This window comes from Variovorax sp. Varisp46 (assembly GCF_059491885.1).
Genome location: NZ_CP168515.1, coordinates 1093725 through 1111009, shown reverse-complemented (window position 1 = coordinate 1111009; position 17285 = coordinate 1093725). Strand labels below are relative to the sequence as shown.

The 17285-nt window shown below is 68.0% G+C and carries 17 protein-coding genes; 15 read left to right on the top strand and 2 right to left on the bottom strand.

The genetic code is table 11. From position 1 onward, the window contains the following. The first annotated feature begins 17 nt into the window (after positions 1-17). From nirD to ACEN9N_RS05160, 14 genes are all read left to right on the top strand, one after another. A complete protein-coding gene (gene nirD / locus ACEN9N_RS05225) occupies positions 18-413 on the top strand; it encodes a nitrite reductase small subunit NirD (protein WP_007833669.1) in 396 nt (131 codons plus the stop codon). A 75-nt stretch (positions 414-488) separates the two neighbouring features. Further along, positions 489-3284 (top strand): nitrate reductase, encoded by a 2796-nt coding sequence (locus ACEN9N_RS05220; protein ID WP_495655511.1) that lies wholly within the window; start codon positions 489-491, stop codon positions 3282-3284. A 100-nt stretch (positions 3285-3384) separates the two neighbouring features. After that, positions 3385-4290, top strand: coding sequence for a DNA-binding protein YbiB (gene ybiB, locus ACEN9N_RS05215; RefSeq protein WP_413312573.1), 906 nt, complete (start codon positions 3385-3387; stop codon positions 4288-4290). Next, positions 4287-5090 carry a uroporphyrinogen-III C-methyltransferase gene (cobA, locus tag ACEN9N_RS05210; protein WP_495655510.1) on the top strand — a complete coding sequence of 268 codons (804 nt, stop codon included), beginning with the start codon at positions 4287-4289 and terminating at the stop codon, positions 5088-5090. The genes ybiB and cobA overlap by 4 nt, the downstream gene beginning before the upstream one ends. A gap of 86 nt (positions 5091-5176) precedes the next feature. Further along, a complete protein-coding gene (locus ACEN9N_RS05205; protein WP_007833674.1) occupies positions 5177-6292 on the top strand; it encodes an ABC transporter ATP-binding protein in 1116 nt (371 codons plus the stop codon). A gap of 70 nt (positions 6293-6362) precedes the next feature. Next, on the top strand, positions 6363-7631 hold the full coding sequence (locus ACEN9N_RS05200) for an ABC transporter substrate-binding protein (RefSeq protein ID WP_413312574.1): 1269 nt from the start codon (positions 6363-6365) through the stop codon (positions 7629-7631). A gap of 115 nt (positions 7632-7746) precedes the next feature. Next, positions 7747-8619, top strand: coding sequence for an ABC transporter permease (locus ACEN9N_RS05195; protein WP_413312575.1), 873 nt, complete (start codon positions 7747-7749; stop codon positions 8617-8619). A 1-nt stretch (position 8620) separates the two neighbouring features. After that, positions 8621-9511, top strand: a complete 891-nt coding sequence (locus tag ACEN9N_RS05190; RefSeq protein WP_495655509.1) for an ABC transporter permease — start codon at positions 8621-8623, stop codon at positions 9509-9511. 63 nt (positions 9512-9574) lie between these two features. After that, positions 9575-10699 (top strand): sterol desaturase family protein, encoded by a 1125-nt coding sequence (locus tag ACEN9N_RS05185; RefSeq protein ID WP_495655508.1) that lies wholly within the window; start codon positions 9575-9577, stop codon positions 10697-10699. Continuing rightward, the gene (locus ACEN9N_RS05180) at positions 10699-11487 is read left to right on the top strand and encodes a YaeF family permuted papain-like enzyme (protein WP_495655507.1); all 789 of its coding nucleotides are present in this window, start codon (positions 10699-10701) and stop codon (positions 11485-11487) included. The genes ACEN9N_RS05185 and ACEN9N_RS05180 overlap by 1 nt, the downstream gene beginning before the upstream one ends. Continuing rightward, positions 11484-12701, top strand: coding sequence for a BaiN/RdsA family NAD(P)/FAD-dependent oxidoreductase (locus tag ACEN9N_RS05175; protein WP_413312578.1), 1218 nt, complete (start codon positions 11484-11486; stop codon positions 12699-12701). Before ACEN9N_RS05180 ends, ACEN9N_RS05175 begins: the two co-directional genes overlap by 4 nt. A gap of 110 nt (positions 12702-12811) precedes the next feature. After that, the gene (gene rpsU, locus ACEN9N_RS05170) at positions 12812-13024 is read left to right on the top strand and encodes a 30S ribosomal protein S21 (protein ID WP_007833691.1); all 213 of its coding nucleotides are present in this window, start codon (positions 12812-12814) and stop codon (positions 13022-13024) included. A 109-nt stretch (positions 13025-13133) separates the two neighbouring features. Next, positions 13134-13583 carry a GatB/YqeY domain-containing protein gene (locus tag ACEN9N_RS05165; RefSeq protein WP_495655506.1) on the top strand — a complete coding sequence of 150 codons (450 nt, stop codon included), beginning with the start codon at positions 13134-13136 and terminating at the stop codon, positions 13581-13583. Beyond that, the gene (locus ACEN9N_RS05160; protein WP_495655505.1) at positions 13583-14053 is read left to right on the top strand and encodes an NUDIX domain-containing protein; all 471 of its coding nucleotides are present in this window, start codon (positions 13583-13585) and stop codon (positions 14051-14053) included. Before ACEN9N_RS05165 ends, ACEN9N_RS05160 begins: the two co-directional genes overlap by 1 nt. A 6-nt stretch (positions 14054-14059) precedes the next feature. On the opposite strand, the gene ACEN9N_RS05155 is transcribed toward ACEN9N_RS05160, so the two are convergent. Then, a complete protein-coding gene (locus ACEN9N_RS05155; RefSeq protein WP_413312579.1) occupies positions 14060-14815 on the bottom strand; it encodes a sulfite exporter TauE/SafE family protein in 756 nt (251 codons plus the stop codon). A 101-nt stretch (positions 14816-14916) separates the two neighbouring features. Here ACEN9N_RS05155 and ACEN9N_RS05150 point away from each other — a divergent pair, with 101 nt between their 5' ends. After that, complete coding sequence (locus ACEN9N_RS05150; RefSeq protein ID WP_413312580.1) at positions 14917-15822, top strand: LysR family transcriptional regulator; 906 nt, start codon at positions 14917-14919, stop codon at positions 15820-15822. 27 nt (positions 15823-15849) lie between these two features. Here the strand turns inward: ACEN9N_RS05150 and pmbA are convergent, their stop codons facing one another. Next, positions 15850-17220 carry a metalloprotease PmbA gene (gene pmbA / locus ACEN9N_RS05145; protein ID WP_007833703.1) on the bottom strand — a complete coding sequence of 457 codons (1371 nt, stop codon included), beginning with the start codon at positions 17218-17220 and terminating at the stop codon, positions 15850-15852. Positions 17221-17285 lie beyond the last annotated feature (65 nt).

Sequence of the window (17285 nt, the reverse complement as noted above, 5' to 3'; positions counted from 1 at the left end):
CGAAAAGAGAGCCCACCATGAGCGATTGGAAAGTCATCTGCCGCATCGACGACATCCCCGTGCTCGGCGCCCGCCGCGTGGCGCGGCCTGCCGGCGTGGACGTCGCCGTGTTCCGCAATGCCGAGGACCAGGTGTTCGCGCTGCTCGACCGCTGCCCGCACAAGGGCGGCCCGCTCAGCCAGGGCATCGTGTTCGGCACCAGCGTGGCCTGCCCGCTGCACAACTGGGCGATCGGGCTGGACGACGGCTGCGCCAAGTCGCCCGACGAAGGCTGCACGCCGAAGTTCGCCGTGAAGGTGGAAGACGGCGTGGTGCATCTCGACGCGGGCGAACTGGCCACGCACGCCATCGACCTGCCACGCCCCATTGCCGGTCCCAAGGTGTTGTCCCCTCTCCCCCTGGGAGAGGGCTAGGGTGAGGGCAGCAGCGTGACCTTCGTGAGCGCCGTCGACCCTCACCCCCGCTCGCTCCCGGAGGGAGCGGGTGCAATGCGGGAAACCCGCTCCACCTGCCCCTACTGCGGCGTAGGCTGTGGCGTCATCATCGAATCGAGTGGCGACGAGATCACCGGCGTGCGCGGCGACCCCGACCATCCGGCGAATTTTGGCCGCCTGTGCACCAAGGGCTCGACGCTGCACCTCACGGCCAGCGCAACGGTCACGCGCCAGACGCGGCTGCTGCAGCCCATGCAGCGCCTGGTGCGCGCGGAAGCGCCCGTGGCGGTTGCGTGGGACACCGCGCTCGACAACGCCGCAGGCAAGTTCGCGCAGGTGATCCGCGACCATGGCCCCGACGCGGTCGGCTTCTATGTGTCGGGCCAGCTGCTCACCGAGGACTACTACGTCTTCAACAAGCTCGCCAAGGGCCTGGTCGGCACCAACAACGTCGACACCAATTCGCGCCTGTGCATGAGCAGCGCGGTCGCCGGCTACAAGCAGACGCTGGGCGCCGATGCGCCGCCGGCCTGCTACGACGATCTGAAGCATGCCGACTGCCTGTTCATCGTGGGCAGCAACACGGCGTGGGCACACCCCATTCTTTTCCGCCGCATCGAGGACGCGAAGGCCGCGAACCCCGCGCTCAAGATCATCGTGGCCGACCCGCGCCGTACCGACACGGTCGAGATCGCCGACCTGTTCCTGCCGATCCAGCCCGGCACCGATGTGATGCTCTTCAACGGCATGCTGCACCTGATGCTGTGGGAAGGTTGGATCGATGCGAAGTACATCGCCGCCCACACCAGCGGTTTCGACGCGCTGAAGGCCACGGTGCGCGAATGCACGCCCGACAAGGTGGCGCAGGTCTGCGGCATCTCGAAGGACGACCTGCTCGCGGCCGCACGGCTGTTTGCCACATCGCCTGCCACGCTGAGCCTGTACTGCCAGGGCCTGAACCAGTCGTCGAGCGGCACGGCGAAGAATGCCGCGCTCATCAACCTGCACCTGGCGACCGCGCAGATCGGCCGGCCCGGCGCGGGCCCGTTCTCGCTGACCGGCCAGCCCAATGCGATGGGCGGACGCGAGGTCGGCGGCCTGGCCAACTTGCTGAGCGCGCACCGCGACCTGGCGAACCCCGATCACCGCGCCGAAGTGGCCGCGTTGTGGGGCGTGCCCTCGGTGCCCGAGAAGCCGGGCAAGACGGCGGTCGAGATGTTCCAGGCCGCGGCCGACGGCGAGATCCGCGCGCTGTGGATCGCCTGCACCAACCCCGCGCAATCGATGCCCGACCAGGCGACGGTGCGCCGCGCGCTGGAGCGCGCCGAGTTCGTGGTGGTGCAGGAAGCCTTCGCCACCACCGCCACCTGCGCCTTCGCCGACCTGCTGCTGCCCGCCACCACCTGGGGCGAGAAGGAAGGCACCGTGACCAACAGCGAGCGCCGCATCTCGCGCGTGCGCCCGGCCGTTGCCGCACCCGGCGAGGCGCGCAACGACTGGTCGATCGCGGTGGCCTTCGCGCACCGGCTCGAACGACAGCTCGGCCGCGCGCCCACGCTGTTCCCGTACGAGACGGCCGAATCGGTCTGGAACGAACACCGCGAATCGACGCGTGGGCGCGACCTCGACATCACCGGCCTGAGCTACGCGATGCTGGAAACCGCCGGCCCGCAGCAATGGCCGTTGAAGGAAGGCGAAAGCACCGGCCGCATTCGCCTCTACGAAGACGGCGTGTTCCCCACGCCCGACGGCCGCGCCCGTTTTGTCGACACCGTCTACAAGCCGGTGGCCGAGGCCCGCGAAGCGCGCTACCCCTTCTCGCTGAACACCGGCCGCCTGCGCGACCAGTGGCACGGCATGAGCCGCACCGGCACGGCCGGCCGGCTGTTCGGGCACGTGTCGGAGCCAGTCGTGCAGATGAACGCGCAGGACATGGCGCGCCGCCAGATCGGCGAAGGCGACCTCGTGCACCTGACCTCGAAGCGGGGCTCGATCATGCTGCCCGCGCGCGCCAGCGCCGAGATCGGCCTGAGCCAGGCCTTCGTCGCCATGCACTGGGGCGAGGAATACCTGAGCGGTTGCTCGTCGACCGGCGTGCGACTGGCGGGTATCAACGCGCTCACCACGCCGGCCTATTGCCCGACCTCGAAGCAGCCCGAGCTGAAGCACACGCCGGTGAAGATCCTCAAGGCCGAACTGCTGTGGTCGCTGCTGGCCATGGCCTGGCTGCCCGCCGACGCGGCACTGGCCACGCACCGCGCGCTGCAGCCGCTGATGGCGTTGTTTCCTTTTGCGACCTGCGTGCCGTTCGCGGGCAACACCCAAGGCCAGGAGCGCAGCGGCATCCTGTTCCGCGCCGCCGCGCACGACGCGCCCGACGAGGCGCTGGTCGAGAAGATCGAAGCCCTGCTCGGCCTGCAGACCGCCGACACCCTGCGCTACGCCGACCGCCGGCGCGGCCAGCGACGCTCCGCGCGGCTGGTGCGCCGTGCCGACGGCAGCGCCGGCCTCGAGGCCTTCCTGCTGGGCGGCGACACCAGCGCGGAAGCCTGGATCGCCACGCTGCTGCGGGAAGAGCTGCCGGCGCAGAGCTATGGCCGCCTGCTGCTGTCGCCGGGCTCGAAGGCACCGGTGGCGGTGCAGTCGCGCGGCAAGACGGTGTGCACATGCTTCAACGTCGCGGACGTGGCGATCCAGACCGAGCTGGGGCGCTGCAGCGGCACGGCCGACGAGCGGCTGGCCAAGCTGCAGGGGGCCCTGAAGTGCGGCACGAACTGCGGATCGTGCATTCCGGAACTCAAGCGGATGGTGCGGGCGACGCCGGCCGAGGCCGAAGCGGTCACCCCATGATTCCCAGTCTTGCTCCCTCCCCCGCTGGGGGAGGGAGCCAATCCAAGGCATAAGCCATCTCGCATTCCGGCATAAGCCTTGCAGGACAATCCATCCACCCATGGGAATCAGCCAATACATCAAGGAAATCGGCCGCGGCGCGCGAGGCGCCAAGCCGCTCACGCGCGAACAGGCCACCGACCTGTTCGGCCAGGTGCTGGACGGCACCGTCACCGACCTCGAGATCGGCGGCTTCTGCCTGGCCATGCGCATCAAGGGCGAAACGCCCGAGGAGATGGCCGGCTTCCTCGATGCGACCCATGCGCGGCTGAACCGCATCCCTGCCGGTGACCGCCCGCTGGTCGTGCTGCCGAGCTACAACGGCGCGCGCAAGCTGCCGGTGCTCACGCCGCTGCTGGCGCTGCTGCTGGCCCGCGAAGGCCTGCCGGTGCTGGTGCATGGCAGCGCAAGCGAAACCTCGCGCGTGCTCGCATCGAACGTGCTCACGGCACTCGGGCTGCCGCCGATGGCCGAAATCCGCCCCATCGCCAACGGCGAAGCGGCCTTTGCGCCCACCGAGCTGCTGAACCCCGCGCTCAAGCGCCTGCTCGACGTGCGCCGCGTGGTCGGCCTGCGCAACCCCGGCCACAGCGTGGTCAAGCTGATGCAGCCCACCGCCGGCCCCTGCGTGGTGATCGCGAGCTACACGCACCCCGAATACGCGCGCACCATGGGCGAGACCTTCGAGCTCACGGGCATGACCGCCCTGCTCTCGCGCGGCCTCGAAGGCGAAGTGGTGTCCGACCCGCGCCGCACCGCGCAGATCGACGGCTTCGTGCGCGGCGTGCGCACCGAGCTGCAGGCGCAGCAGGCCGGCACCGCCGCCGACGTGCCGGGCCTGCCGAAGGAAATCGACGTCGCGACCACCGCCGACTACACGCGCCGCGTGCTGGCCGGCGAGCTTCCCGTGCCCGAGGCCATCGCAACGCAAGTCAGGCACATCACGCAACTGGCATCCCACGCATGAACAACGCATCCACTCTCATCACCGGCCATTGCACCCTGGTCGGCGCCGGCCCGGGCGACCCGGAACTGCTGACCGTCAAGGCCGTGAAGGCGATCCAGGCCGCGACGGTGCTGCTGGTCGACGACCTCGTGAGCGACCAGATCGTGCAGGCCTACGCCCGCCCCGGCGCGCGCATCGTGCACGTGGGCAAGCGCGGCGGCTGCAAGAGCACGCCGCAGGCATTCATCGAGCGGCTGATGATCACCGCGGTGCGCGAAGGCGAGACGGTGGTCCGGCTCAAGGGCGGCGACCCGTTCATCTTCGGCCGCGGCGGCGAAGAGGTGGAGCACCTGCGCGAAGCCGGCATCGAATGCGCCGTGGTCAACGGCATCACCGCGGGCCTCGCGGCCGTGACCTCGCTGGGGGTGCCGCTCACGCACCGCGACCATGCGCAGGGCGCGGTGTTCGTCACCGGCCACGCCAAGACCGGCGCGGGCGCGGGCGAAGACCCGACCGACTGGCGCGCGCTGGCCGCGACGGCCTACAACGCACGCCTGACGCTGGTGATCTACATGGGCGTGTCGGGTGCCGCGCACATCGAACGCGAGCTGCTGCAAGGCCTGCCGGGCGACACGCCGGTGGCGGTCATCCAGCACGCGAGCCTGCCGCACCAGCGGCACATCGCGACCACGCTGGGCAACCTGCAGAACGGTATCGCCAAGGCCGGCCTGGCCAGCCCGGCGGTGATCGTGGTAGGCGACGTGCTGCGCGGGCTGGCAGCCGCTGAGGTACCGGTGGACGCGGACAAGTTCGGTACCTGATCGGCACCTGACCAGGGCGAGGACAGCACGAGCGGCACGGGCGCCGCGCACCACAACGTGGCATGGATCGTGCTGAGCCATCGGCAATGAATGCCGTCGCCACGCCCGAACCCGCCGCAGTCGAGATCGTCGCGCTCACCAAGCGCTATGCCCCCGGCACACCGGCCGCCGTCGACCGGATAGACCTGCGCATTGCCAGCGGCAGCTACTGCTGCCTGCTCGGCCCGTCGGGCTGCGGCAAGAGCACCACGTTGCGCATGATCGCGGGCCACGAGTCCGTCACCAGCGGCGACATCCTGCTGGACAACCGCAACATCACGAACCTGCCCGCCGCCGCGCGCGGCACGGCGATGATGTTCCAGAGCTTCGCGCTGTTCCCCCACCTGTCGGCCACCGACAACGTGGCCTTCAGTCTCAAGATGAAGGGCGTCGGCAAGGCCGAGCGCCATCGGCGCGCCAACGACCTGCTCGCGCGCGTCGCCATGGGCCACCTGGCCGCACGCAAGCCCGGTGAACTTTCGGGCGGCCAGCAGCAGCGCGTGGCGCTGGCGCGGGCGCTCATCACCGAACCGCGCGTGCTGCTGCTCGACGAGCCGCTCTCGGCGCTCGACCCCTTCCTGCGCATCCAGATGCGCGCCGAGCTGCGGCGCTGGCAGAAGGAACTGGGCCTGACCTTCGTGCACGTCACGCACTCGCAGGAGGAGGCGATGGCGCTGGCCGACACCATGGTGGTCATGAACCACGGCGTGATCGAGCAGGTCGGCTCGCCGCACGCGGTCTACAACCATCCGGCGAGCGAATTCGTGGCACGCTTCATGGGCGGCCACAACGTGTTCGATACGCCGGCCGGCCCGATCGCGGTGCGCAACGACCACATGCGGATCGCCGCGGCAACGGATGCCGCCACGGCGGCCGGCTTGCCCGCCACCGTCACCGACGTCGAGTACCAGGGCACCTACGTGCTGCTCGGCCTGGCGCTCGACGCCGTCGCGCCGGGGCGCCAGAACGTTTCGGTGCTTCTGGGCGAGGCCGCCTTTCTTTCGCGCCCCTATGCGCAGGGCGAGGCGGTGCGCCTTTCGTGGGCCGAGGCCGACGCTCGCGTGCTCGGCCCCGGCGCCAGGCCGCCGGGCGAGCGCGTGCCGGCGCCCGTCGACGCAAACGCCCTGCGCGACGACACGGCCGCACTCGCCCTGACCCTGTGAGCGCTCCAGTAGCCCGCTTTCTCGTTTTCCCGCGTTCGTCCCCTTCCACTTTTTTTCTGGAGACCTAGCCATGACCGACCCCATCGACTCGTCCACCGGCGTCAAGCGCCGCACCCTTCTGCAAGGCACGGCCGGCATCCTGGCTGCGGGCGTCGCGCCCTTCGTGCATGCGCAGGAGAAGGTCGTGCTGCGCTACCTCGGCACCGCCGTGAACCAGGACAAGGCCATCGCCGAGAAGTTCAAGGCCGACACCGGCATCGAGATCCAGTACGTGGCCGTGACCACCGACGACGTGACCAAGCGCGCAGTCACCGCGCCGAACAGCTTCGACCTGATCGACACCGAGTTCTTCTCGCTCAAGAAGATCGTGCCGACCGGCAACCTCAAGGGCATCGACACCAAGCGCGTGAAGAACGCCGACAAGATCACCTCGCTCTTCACCAAGGGCGAAGTGGCGGGCAAGAAGGTCGGCAGCCAGGGCACGGCGCCGGTCAAGGTGATCTACCTCGAAGGCGAGAAGAGCAAGGCCTTCGCCAAGTCGGCCACGCAGTTCATGTCGCTGATCCCGACCACCTACAACGCCGACACGCTGGGCATCCGCCCGGACCTGATCAAGCGCCCCATCGGCTCGTGGGCCGAGTTGCTGAACCCCGAGTTCAAGGGCAAGGCCGCGATCCTGAACATTCCGTCGATCGGCATCATGGACGCCGCGATGGTGGTGGAGGCCAAGGGCATCCACAAATACGCCGACAAGGGCAACATGACCAAGGCCGAGATCGACCTGACGATCAAGACCCTGATCGAAGCCAAGAAGGCCGGCCAGTTCCGCGCGCTGTGGAAGGACTTCAACGAGTCGGTGAACCTGATGGCCTCCGGCGAAGTGGTGATCCAGTCGATGTGGTCGCCCGCCGTCACGGCCGTGCGCAGCAAGGGCATCGACTGCACCTTCCAGCCGCTCAAGGAAGGCTATCGCGCCTGGGCCTCGGGCTTCGGCCTGCCGGCCACGCTTTCGGGCAAGAAGCTCGACGGTGCCTATGAATTCATCAACTGGTTCCTCGATGGCTGGGCAGGCGCCTACCTCAACCGCCAGGGCTACTACAGCGCCGTGCTCGACACCGCCAAGACCAAGATGGAAGCCTACGAGTGGGCCTACTGGATGGAAGGCAAGCCCGCCACCCAGGACATCAAGAGCCCGCAGGGCGACGTGATCGCCAAGGCCGGTGCGGTGCGCGACGGCGGCAGCTACGAGCAGCGCATGGGCGGCATCGCGTGCTGGAACGCCGTCATGGACGAGAACGAGTACATGGTGAGGAAATGGAACGAGTTCGTTGCGGCCTGACCGTGCGGATCCCATTCCAGAAACACCGCGGAACCGGCTTTGCCGGGCCGCTGGTGTTGCCCCCGGTAGGGGGTTGGCGTAGCGACACGAAGTGCGCGAAGACTGGGGGCGAGCTTTGACGGTGAAGGCGTGGTGGCAGGCGGCGCCGTTCGCGCTGGTGTTCCTGCTGTTCTTCCTGATCCCGCTGGCGCTGGTCGCCATGGTCAGCCTGTGGAACTTCAACGAGTACGAGCTGATCCCGGCCGTCACGCTGCGCAACTACCTGAGCCTGTTCGAGGGTTGCGCGAGCCTCACCGACAACGGCGACCTCTGCGTCACGCTGAACACCTACCTGAGCACCTTCAAGTTCTGCGTGCTGGTGTGGGGCATCACGCTGCTCGTCGGCTTTTCGGTGGCCTACTTCCTGGCGTTCCACGTGCGCTCGTCGACGATGCAGACGGTGCTGTTCGTGCTGTGCACCGTGCCCTTCTGGACCTCCAACGTGATCCGTATGATCTCGTGGGTGCCGCTGCTGGGACGCAACGGACTGGTCAACCAGGCGCTGATGGGCGTGGGCCTCGTGAACCAGCCGGTCGAGTGGCTGCTGTTCTCCGACTTCTCGGTGGTGCTGGCCTTCGTGCACCTGTACACGATGTTCATGATCGTGCCGATCTTCAACAGCATGATGCGCATCGACCGTTCGCTGCTCGAAGCGGCCAGCGACGCCGGCGCCTCGGGCTGGCAGACGCTGTGGAACGTGGTGGTGCCGCTGTCGCGCACCGGCATCCTGATCGGCTCGATCTTCGTCATCACCATCGTCATGGGCGACTTCGTCACCATCGGCGTGATGGGCGGGCAGCAGATCGCCTCCATCGGCAAGATCATCCAGGTACAGACCTCGTACCTGCAGTTCCCGCTGGCTGCGGCCAACGCCATGATCCTTCTGGCGGTGGTGCTGATGATCATCTGGGGCCTGACCCGGATGGTCGACATCCGCAAGGAGCTCTGAGATGCAGACACCCATCGGCGCCCAGCGCGCGCCCGGTTTCTGGCCGCTGGCCACCGTGTTCGGGCTCTTCGTGCTGTTCCTTTACGGCCCGATGATCACTATCTTCGTGCTGAGCTTCCAGGGCCCCGAAGGCGGCCTGACCTTTCCGCTGCGCGGGCTGTCGCTGCACTGGTTCTACAAGCTGGTCGAAGGCCTGGGCACCGTCGACATCGGCGCGGCCTTCCGGCGCTCGCTGGCGCTGGGTGCGGTGGTGATGGCTTTCACCGTCGTGCTGTCGGTGCTCGCCGGGCTCGCATTCCGCAAGAAGCTCGCGGGCAGCAACGCCCTGTTCTTCGTCACGGTCGCCAGCCTCATCATGCCGTCGATCATCATTTCGCTGGGCATCGGCCTGCAGTTCCGGCTGCTCGACACGGGCATCAAGAGCCTGCTCACGGCCGTGGACGCAACCACGCTGCTCGAGGGCTACGGCACCGCGCTCGGCCTGTTCAGCTCCGCCCTCGGCGCGCACCTGACGTGGACGCTGCCATTCGGGCTGCTCATCATGTTCGCGGTGTTCAACCGCTTCAACCCGGCCTACGAGGAAGCCGCGCGCGACCTCGGCGCAACGCCGTGGCAGACCTTCCGCTTCGTGGTGCTGCCGCTGATCGGCCCATCGATCGTTGGCATCGGCATGTTCGGCTTCACGCTGTCGTGGGACGAGATTGCCCGCACCTCGCAGGCCATCGGCGACGTCAACACGCTGCCGCTCGAACTGCAGGGGCTGACCTCGACGGTGACCACACCTTCGATCTATGCGCTCGGCACGGTGACCACCGTGGTGTCGCTGCTGGTGATGGCGGTGGCGCTGGGCGCGGCTGCCCTGCTGCGCCGGCGCTCCGTGCGGAAGGCGTGAGCGTTTTCCTACAGCCGCCTAAAATCGCGCCCCAACAAAAGCGCAAGCAAGAAAGAGGCGGAAATGCTCGAGAAACTCAATGAATTCACGGAAAGCCACGGCGAATTGCGCCGCGGCCGAGGCCTGGTCACGGGAACCATCGCACTGAGCCTCGGCATTCTGTGCTTCCTCGGTGTGCTGGCCTTCCACTTTCCGCAGTACCTCACCACGCCCGAGCTGCGCAAGAGCTACAACGTCGACGTGATGCGCTTCATCCTGCTGGCGGCCATGGTGATCTCGGGCGGGCTGTCGCTGGTCAACATCATCTTCAACCGCTCGCGCTGGCTGTCGTCGGCCGCGTTCCTGCTGGTAGTGGCCTCGGCGCTGCTGGGCGGGCACAAGGTGCCGGTGCACGACTTCGCGGACAACACGCCGTACATCGGGCTGGACTGGTTCATCCTCGACCTGCTGGGCTCGTCGCTGATCTTCATCTTCATCGAGAAGCTCTTTGCGCTGCGCGAAGACCAACCCGTGTTCCGCGAGGAGTGGCAGACCGACTTCCACCACTTCGTGGTGAACCACATGATCGTGGGCTTCGTGTTACTGGCCACCAACCTGATGGTGCACAAGTTCTTCGGCTGGGCCGCCAACGACGGCATCCGCGGCTGGGTGGGCAACCTGCCGTTCTGGGCCGGCATCCTGCTGATCATCCTGGTGGCCGACCTCGTGCAGTACTGGACGCACCGCGCGTACCACGAAGTGCCGGTGCTGTGGCGCCTGCACGCGGTGCACCACAGCGTGAAGAGCATGGACTGGATGGCGGGCTCGCGCCAGCACATCCTCGAACTGTTGATCACGCGCACGCTGGTGCTCGCGCCCATCTACGTGCTGGGCTTCAGCAAGGAAGTGATCGACGCCTACATCGTGGTGGTGGGCTTCCAGGCGGTGTTCAACCACTGCAACGTGAGCGTACGGCTCGGCCCGCTGCGCTACCTGATCGTGACGCCCAACTTCCACCACTGGCACCACAGCCAGGACATCGAGGCGCTGGACAAGAACTACGCGGCGCACTACGCCTTCCTCGACTACCTCTTCGGCACCGCGGTGAAGAGCACCAAGCTCTGGCCCGAGAAATACGGCGTGCTGGGCGACTACGTGCCCAACGGCTTCTTCAAGCAGCTGAAGTTCCCCTTCGTCTGGAAAGGCTGATGCACTCCCGCTTCCGGACTTTCGCGGCCCTCGCTGCCGCGGGCGCCGCCTTGCTGCTCACGGCCTGCGCCACCCGCGTCGACCTGCCGACCAAGGACACCGGCCTGCGCGTGCGGGTGCAGAGCTCGGTCATCGCACCGGGCAACGGCGGCGAGCTCATCGCCGCCGACGCGCTGGCGCCGGGCGACATCCTGCTGACCTCCATCGCCACGTTGAACTCCTTCGGCATCCGGCTGGGCACCTTCTCGCCAGTGAGCCATGCGGTGCTCTACCTCGGCGACGGCCAGATCGCCGAAGCCGTGGGCACCGGCGTGCGCGCACGGCCGCTGGCCGAGGTGGTCGATGAAGAGCAGATGGTGGTGGCCTTCCGCGTGCCGGGCGTGGACGAAGCCGGCGCCGGGCGCATGCGCGAATGGGCGCTGTCGCAGGTCGGCGCGCGCTACAACACCGTGGGCGTGCTGCTGAACGCGCCTTTCGTGCTGAACCGACGCCTGTGCGAGCTGCCGCTGATGCCGGGCGCAGTCAGCCACTACTGCATGAGCGGCATGGCGATGGTTCAGTTGGGCGCGAGCCGCGACGACCAGTTCTTCTGCTCGCAGTTCGTGCTCGAGGCCTACCGGCAGGCCGGCCTGCCGATCACCAGCGCCGATCCGCGCTGGGTGAGCCCGGCCGACCTGCTGCACATGCGCGAAGGCGACGTGCCCTCCATCGCCGCCACGCAGCCGCTGCGTTATGTGGGCCACCTGAAATACAACCCGCCGCCGCTGCTCGCGGCAGACGGCCCTTGAGCGCGCCCGCGTCTTCCCGCTTCGACGTCGTCGTGATCGGCGCCGGGGCCGCCGGGCTGTTCTGCGCCGGCATCGCAGGCCAGCGCGGGCTCAAGGTGCTGGTGGTGGACCACAGCGAGAAGGTGGGCGAGAAGATCCGCATCTCGGGCGGCGGCCGTGCCAACTTCACCAACCGTGATCTCGATGTGCGCGCGCCGCAGCGCCACTTCATCGGCGACAACCCCAATTTCTGCCGCTCGGCGCTGTCGCGCTACGCGCCGCAGCAGTTCATCGAACTGGTACAGAGGCACGGCATCGCCTTCCACGAGAAGCACAAGGGGCAGCTGTTCTGCGATGGCTCCTCACAGCAGATCGTCGACATGCTGCTGGCGGAATGCGCGGCGGGCGGAGTCGAGCGCTGGCAGCCGTGCAAGGCCGGAAACATCACGCTGACGGGCTCTGGCAGCTATCGAATCGAGAGCAGCCGCGGTGCCATCGAGACGCCGAAGATCGTGGTTGCCACCGGCGGCCTGTCGATTCCCCAGATCGGCGCCAGCGACTTCGGCTACCGCATCGCCGAGCAGTTCGGGCTGCGCCTCGTCGCGCCCCGGCCGGCGCTGGTGCCGCTGACCTTCGGCGGCGAGGCCTGGGCGCCGTATGCCGAACTGGCCGGGCTCGCGCTGCCGGTGCGCATCGAGACCGGTGCCAGGAAAGAGAAGACGGCATTCCTCGAAGACCTGCTGTTCACCCACCGAGGACTGTCGGGCCCGGCCGTGCTGCAGATTTCGAGCTACTGGAAGCCCGGCACCCCGCTGACGCTCGATTTCGCGCCGGGCACGAACGTGGCCGAGGCGCTCGGCGAAGCCAAGCTGCGCTCGAAGAAGCGCATCGCCAACGAACTGGCCACGCTGGTGCCCTCCCGGCTGGCCGACGCCTGGGTCGGCCAGGACCCGGCCCTGCAGCGCCCCGTCAACGAGGCCGCCGACAAGGCGCTGGCCGCCCTGTCGGAGCGCATCGCCCGCTGGCAGATCACGCCCAGCGGCACCGAAGGCTACAAGAAGGCCGAGGTGACGGCCGGCGGTGTCGACACCCGCGACCTGTCGTCCCAGACCATGGAATCGAAGCAGCCGGGCCTGTATTTCATCGGCGAAGTGGTCGATGTGACGGGTTGGTTGGGCGGATACAACTTCCAATGGGCCTGGGCGAGCGCGCATGCCTGCGCAAGCGCGCTATAATCTCGGGCTAACTTCTGGCCTCCCCTCAACGGCCACCAAAGATTTCAGTTGAGGAACCCCGGCTTTGGGCCTCGATCTCCCCGAGCCAACTTCAGTTCAACGATTCATCAATGACCACCATCCGCGTTAAAGAAAACGAGCCCTTCGACGTCGCACTGCGCCGTTTCAAGCGCACCATCGAAAAGCTCGGCCTGCTGACCGACCTGCGCGCCCGCGAGTTCTACGAAAAGCCGACCGCCGAGCGCAAGCGCAAGAAGGCCGCCGCGGTCAAGCGCCACTACAAGCGCGTGCGCAGCATGCAGCTGCCCAAGAAGCTGTACTAAGCAACGCCCCCGGGCGGCAGGCCTCGACGAAAGTCGGCGCCGTCGCCCAGTTGCCTCAGCCGCGCCAGGGAAACCTGCCGCGGCTTTTGTTTTTGCCAAAGGTTGCCGAATGACTCTCAAAGAACAGATCACCGAAGACATGAAGACGGCGATGCGCGCCAAGGACTCCGAGCGCCTCGCCACCATCCGCCTGCTGCTCGCAGCCTTGAAGCAGAAGGAAGTCGACGAGCGCGTGGAGCTCGACGACGCCATGGTCGTCGCCATCGTCGACAAGATGGTCAAGCAGCGCAAGGACTCGATCGCCGCCTTCACCACCGGCGGCCGCGTCGACCTGGCCGACAAGGAAGCTGCCGAGATCAAGGTGCTCGAGGTCTACCTGCCCCAGCGCATGAGCGCCGATGAAACGGTGACCGCAGTGAAGGCCATCGTGGCCGAACTGGGCGCCAGCGGCCCCGGCGACATGGGCAAGGTGATGGGCGTGGTCAAGACCCGCCTCGCCGGCAAGGCCGACATGGGCCAGGTCAGCGCTGCCGTCAAAGCGGCCCTGACAGGCGCCTGATGAGCACCGGCAGGCCCCGCGCCCCGATCCTCAAGGCCTGTGCCTGCCTGGTCGACGCGCAGGGCCGGCTGCTGGTGTTCCGCCATCCCGAGGATGGCAACATGCAGCTCCCCAAGGGCACCATCGAGCCCGGCGAGTCGCCCGAGATCGCGGTGTGCCGCGAGCTGCTCGAAGAATCGGGCATCGACTACGCCGGCCCGCTGCAGTCGCTCGGCACGCTCGACCGCGAATGCGAAGCCGGCGTCGAGGGCAACACGCACCGCCATCCGCAGCTGTGGCACCTGTTCCTGATGCGCGCCGAGGGCGGGCTGCCCGAGACCTTCATGCACACCGCCACCGGCAGTCCCGAAGAAGAAGGCCTCATCTTCCTGTTCAGCTGGCTCGAACCCGGCGATGCCATCGACGACTTCGCCCTGCCCTACCGCCAGACCATCGAGCGCGTGCGCACGGCCCTGCTGCTCGCGGCCTGAGCCTTTTCAGCCCGCGGCGCGCGTGGCCATGTACACGCCCAGCAGCGCCAGCCCGACCAGGAAGCAGCGCCGGAACACCGCCACCGAAAGCCGCCGCCGCAGCCAAGTCCCGAGCATCATGCCGCCGATGGCCGGCACCAGCATCGCGATCGACCCGCCCACCGCAGACGCCGGATAGCTCCCATTTCCGGCCAGCCCCATGGCCAGCACCACGGTCGAGGTGGTGAACGAAATTCCCATCGCCTGGATCAGCGAGTCGCGCTGGAACCCCAGCGCCTGCAGGTACGGCACGGCCGGCACCACGAACACACCGGTCACGGCCGTCACCAGCCCCGTGGCGATGCCCGCCACAGGCCCCAGCCAGCGCGCCTGCCCCTCGGCCACGTGCAGCTGCCGCCCCGTCAGCCCCCAGCCCGCATAGAGCACCAGCGCCACGCCGAGCGCCACCGTCGCCCATGCCCCCGACGGCACGCCCAGCCACAACGCGCCGCCCAGCGTGCCGACGACGATCCCCGCCTGCATGCCGCCGATACGCTCGAGCACCGGCAGGAAGCTCGCGCGCGGCCCGGTCTGCCAGACGTTGGTGACCAGCGATGGCACGATCAGCAGTGCCGCCGCCTGCACTGGCGGCATCCACAGCGCGAGCAGCGCCATCGACACCGTGGGCAGCCCCAGCCCGATCACGCCCTTGATCACACCGGCCAGCAGGAACACGGCCGCTGCGGCAACCCAGAAGCCCGTCAAGTCGTTCGAATGCATCATCGCGGCCGAGTCTGCCGGGCAATGCCGCACCGGGAAATGCGGTGTTCGCAGAGCCGGCCTCAGGCTGGGACTGAGGCTCTTGATGCACACTCCGCCGAACCATGCGATTCGATCTCACCGACCTTCGGCTTTTTCTCAACGTGGTCGAAGCCGGCAGCCTCACCGGCGGCGCCGGGCGTTCGCACATGACGCTGGCCTCCGCGAGCCAGCGCGTGCGCGGCATGGAAGACGCCCTCGGCAGCCCGCTGCTCACGCGCCACGCGCAGGGCGTGCGCGCCACCGAAGCCGGCCGCACGCTGCTGCACCATGCGCGCGTCGTTCTGCAGCAGATGGAACGCCTGCGCGGCGAGCTCGGCGAATACGGCCAGGGCCTCAAGGGCCACGTGCGCTTCATGTGCGGCACCTCGGCGCTGACCGAGCACCTTCCCGAGGTGCTGAGCCGCTTTCTCGCCGAGCATCCGCGCATTTCGGTCGACCTCGAGGAGCGCGCCAGTCCGGACACAGTGGAAGCGCTGCGCGGCGGCCTGTGCGACATCGGCATCGTCTCGGACGCCATCGACAGCGAAGGACTGGAATGCCACCCCTTTCGCCGCGACGACCTCGTGCTCGTGATGCCCCGCGGCCACGCGCTGGCCGGACGCCGGCGCCTGCGGCTGGCCGACGTGGTCGACAGCGAATTCGTGGGCCTGCCTGCGAACAGTGCGTTGCAGCAGCTGATCACCCAGCATGTGCGCGCGCTCGGCAAGCACCTGGCCTACCGGGTGCGCGTGCGCAACTTCGAGGCCGTGTGCCGCATGGTGGAGTACGGCATCGGCGTCGGCATCGTGCCCCAGACCGCGGCCGAACGCTGCGCGCGTTCGATGAAGATTGCGCGCGCCTCGCTCTCCGACACCTGGGCGGAACGCACGCTGATGGCCTGCGTGCGTTCGTCGGAAGACCTGCCGCTCAATGCGCGGCGCATGCTCGAGCACCTGATCGCACCGCCCGCAGAAGCTGCAAAGAAGTGACCGGTGGGCGGGCGCCCGCCCAGGGGCTCAGCTGCCCGCGATCTTCATGCGGTTCACCAGGACCGACCCCGTGGTCTTGGCGCCGAAGGTGTAGGCATCGGCCCCGATGGCCTCGATGCCCATGAGCATGTCCTTCAGGTTGCCGGCGATGGTGATCTCCTGCACCGGGAAGGCGATGCGGCCCTTCTCAACCCAGAAGCCACTGGCGCCGCGCGAGTAGTCGCCGGTCACGTAGTTCACGCCCTGGCCCATCAGCTCGATCACGAACAGGCCGGTGCCGAGCTTGGCGAGCATGGCGTCGAGGTCGTCGCCGTGCTTGGTGAGGCGCGAGCTCAGCGTCAGGTTGTGCGAACCGCCGGCGTTGCCGGTGGTCTTCATACCCAGCTTGCGGGCCGAGTAGGTCGAGAGAAAGTAGCCTTCGAGGCGGCCGGCATCGACCACCTTGCGCGCCCGCGTGGTCACGCCTTCGTCGTCAAAGGGCGAACTGCCCTTGCCGCGAATGAGGTGCGGGTCTTCGGCCACATCGACGTGCTTGGGCAGCACTGGCTTTCCCAGCGAGTCGAGCAGGAAGCTGCTCTTGCGGTACAGCGCCCCCCCGCTCACGGCCTGCACCAGCCCGCCCAGCAGGCCCACGGCCAGCGGCGACTCGAACAGCACCGGGCATTCGGTGGTTTTGATCTTGCGCGACTTCAGGCGGCTCAGCGCCCGTTCGGCGGCGTAGCGGCCCACGGCCTGCGGGCTGGCCAGTTCACCGGCCGAGCGCATGGAGCTGTACCAGGCATCGCGCTGCATGTCGTCGCCCTTGCCGGCGATGGGCGCCACCGAGATCGAGTGCCGCGAGCTGGCATAGCCGCCGCGAAAGCCGTGCGTGTGGGCGCTGAAGAAGTGGCTCTGCTGCGCCGAGACGCCCGCGCCTTCGCTGTTGGTGATGCGCTTGTCGGTCGTCAGGGCCGCCTCTTCGCATTCCAGCGCCAGCCTGGCGGCCTGCTCGCTCGTCACGTCCCAGGGATGGAACAGGTCGAGTTCGGGGTGCACCTTGGCGATGTCCTCTTCGTCCGGCAGGCCGCTGACGGGGTCTTCGGCCGTGAAGCGGGCGATGTCGTAGGCCGCCTGCACGGTCTGCTTGATGGCGGCGTCGGAGAAGTCGGAGGTGCTGGCGTTGCCGCGGCGGTGGCCCACGTAGACCGTGATGCCCAGCGACTTGTCGCGGTTGCGCTCGACGTTTTCCAGCTCGCCCTTGCGTACCGAGACGCTCAGGCCGCAGCCCTCGGAGGCCTCGGCCCCGGCGTCGGTGGCGCCGAGCTTCTTGGCATGGGCCAAGGCCGAGTCGACCAGGTTTTCGAAGAAGGAGCGGCTGTAGGCGAAGCCGGAATCGGCGCGCGAGGAGGATGTCGTCATGTGGTGGCTATGATACTTGCGCCCCCCATTTCCCGTTTTCCCCTAGCTTCCCACTGCGCATTGCA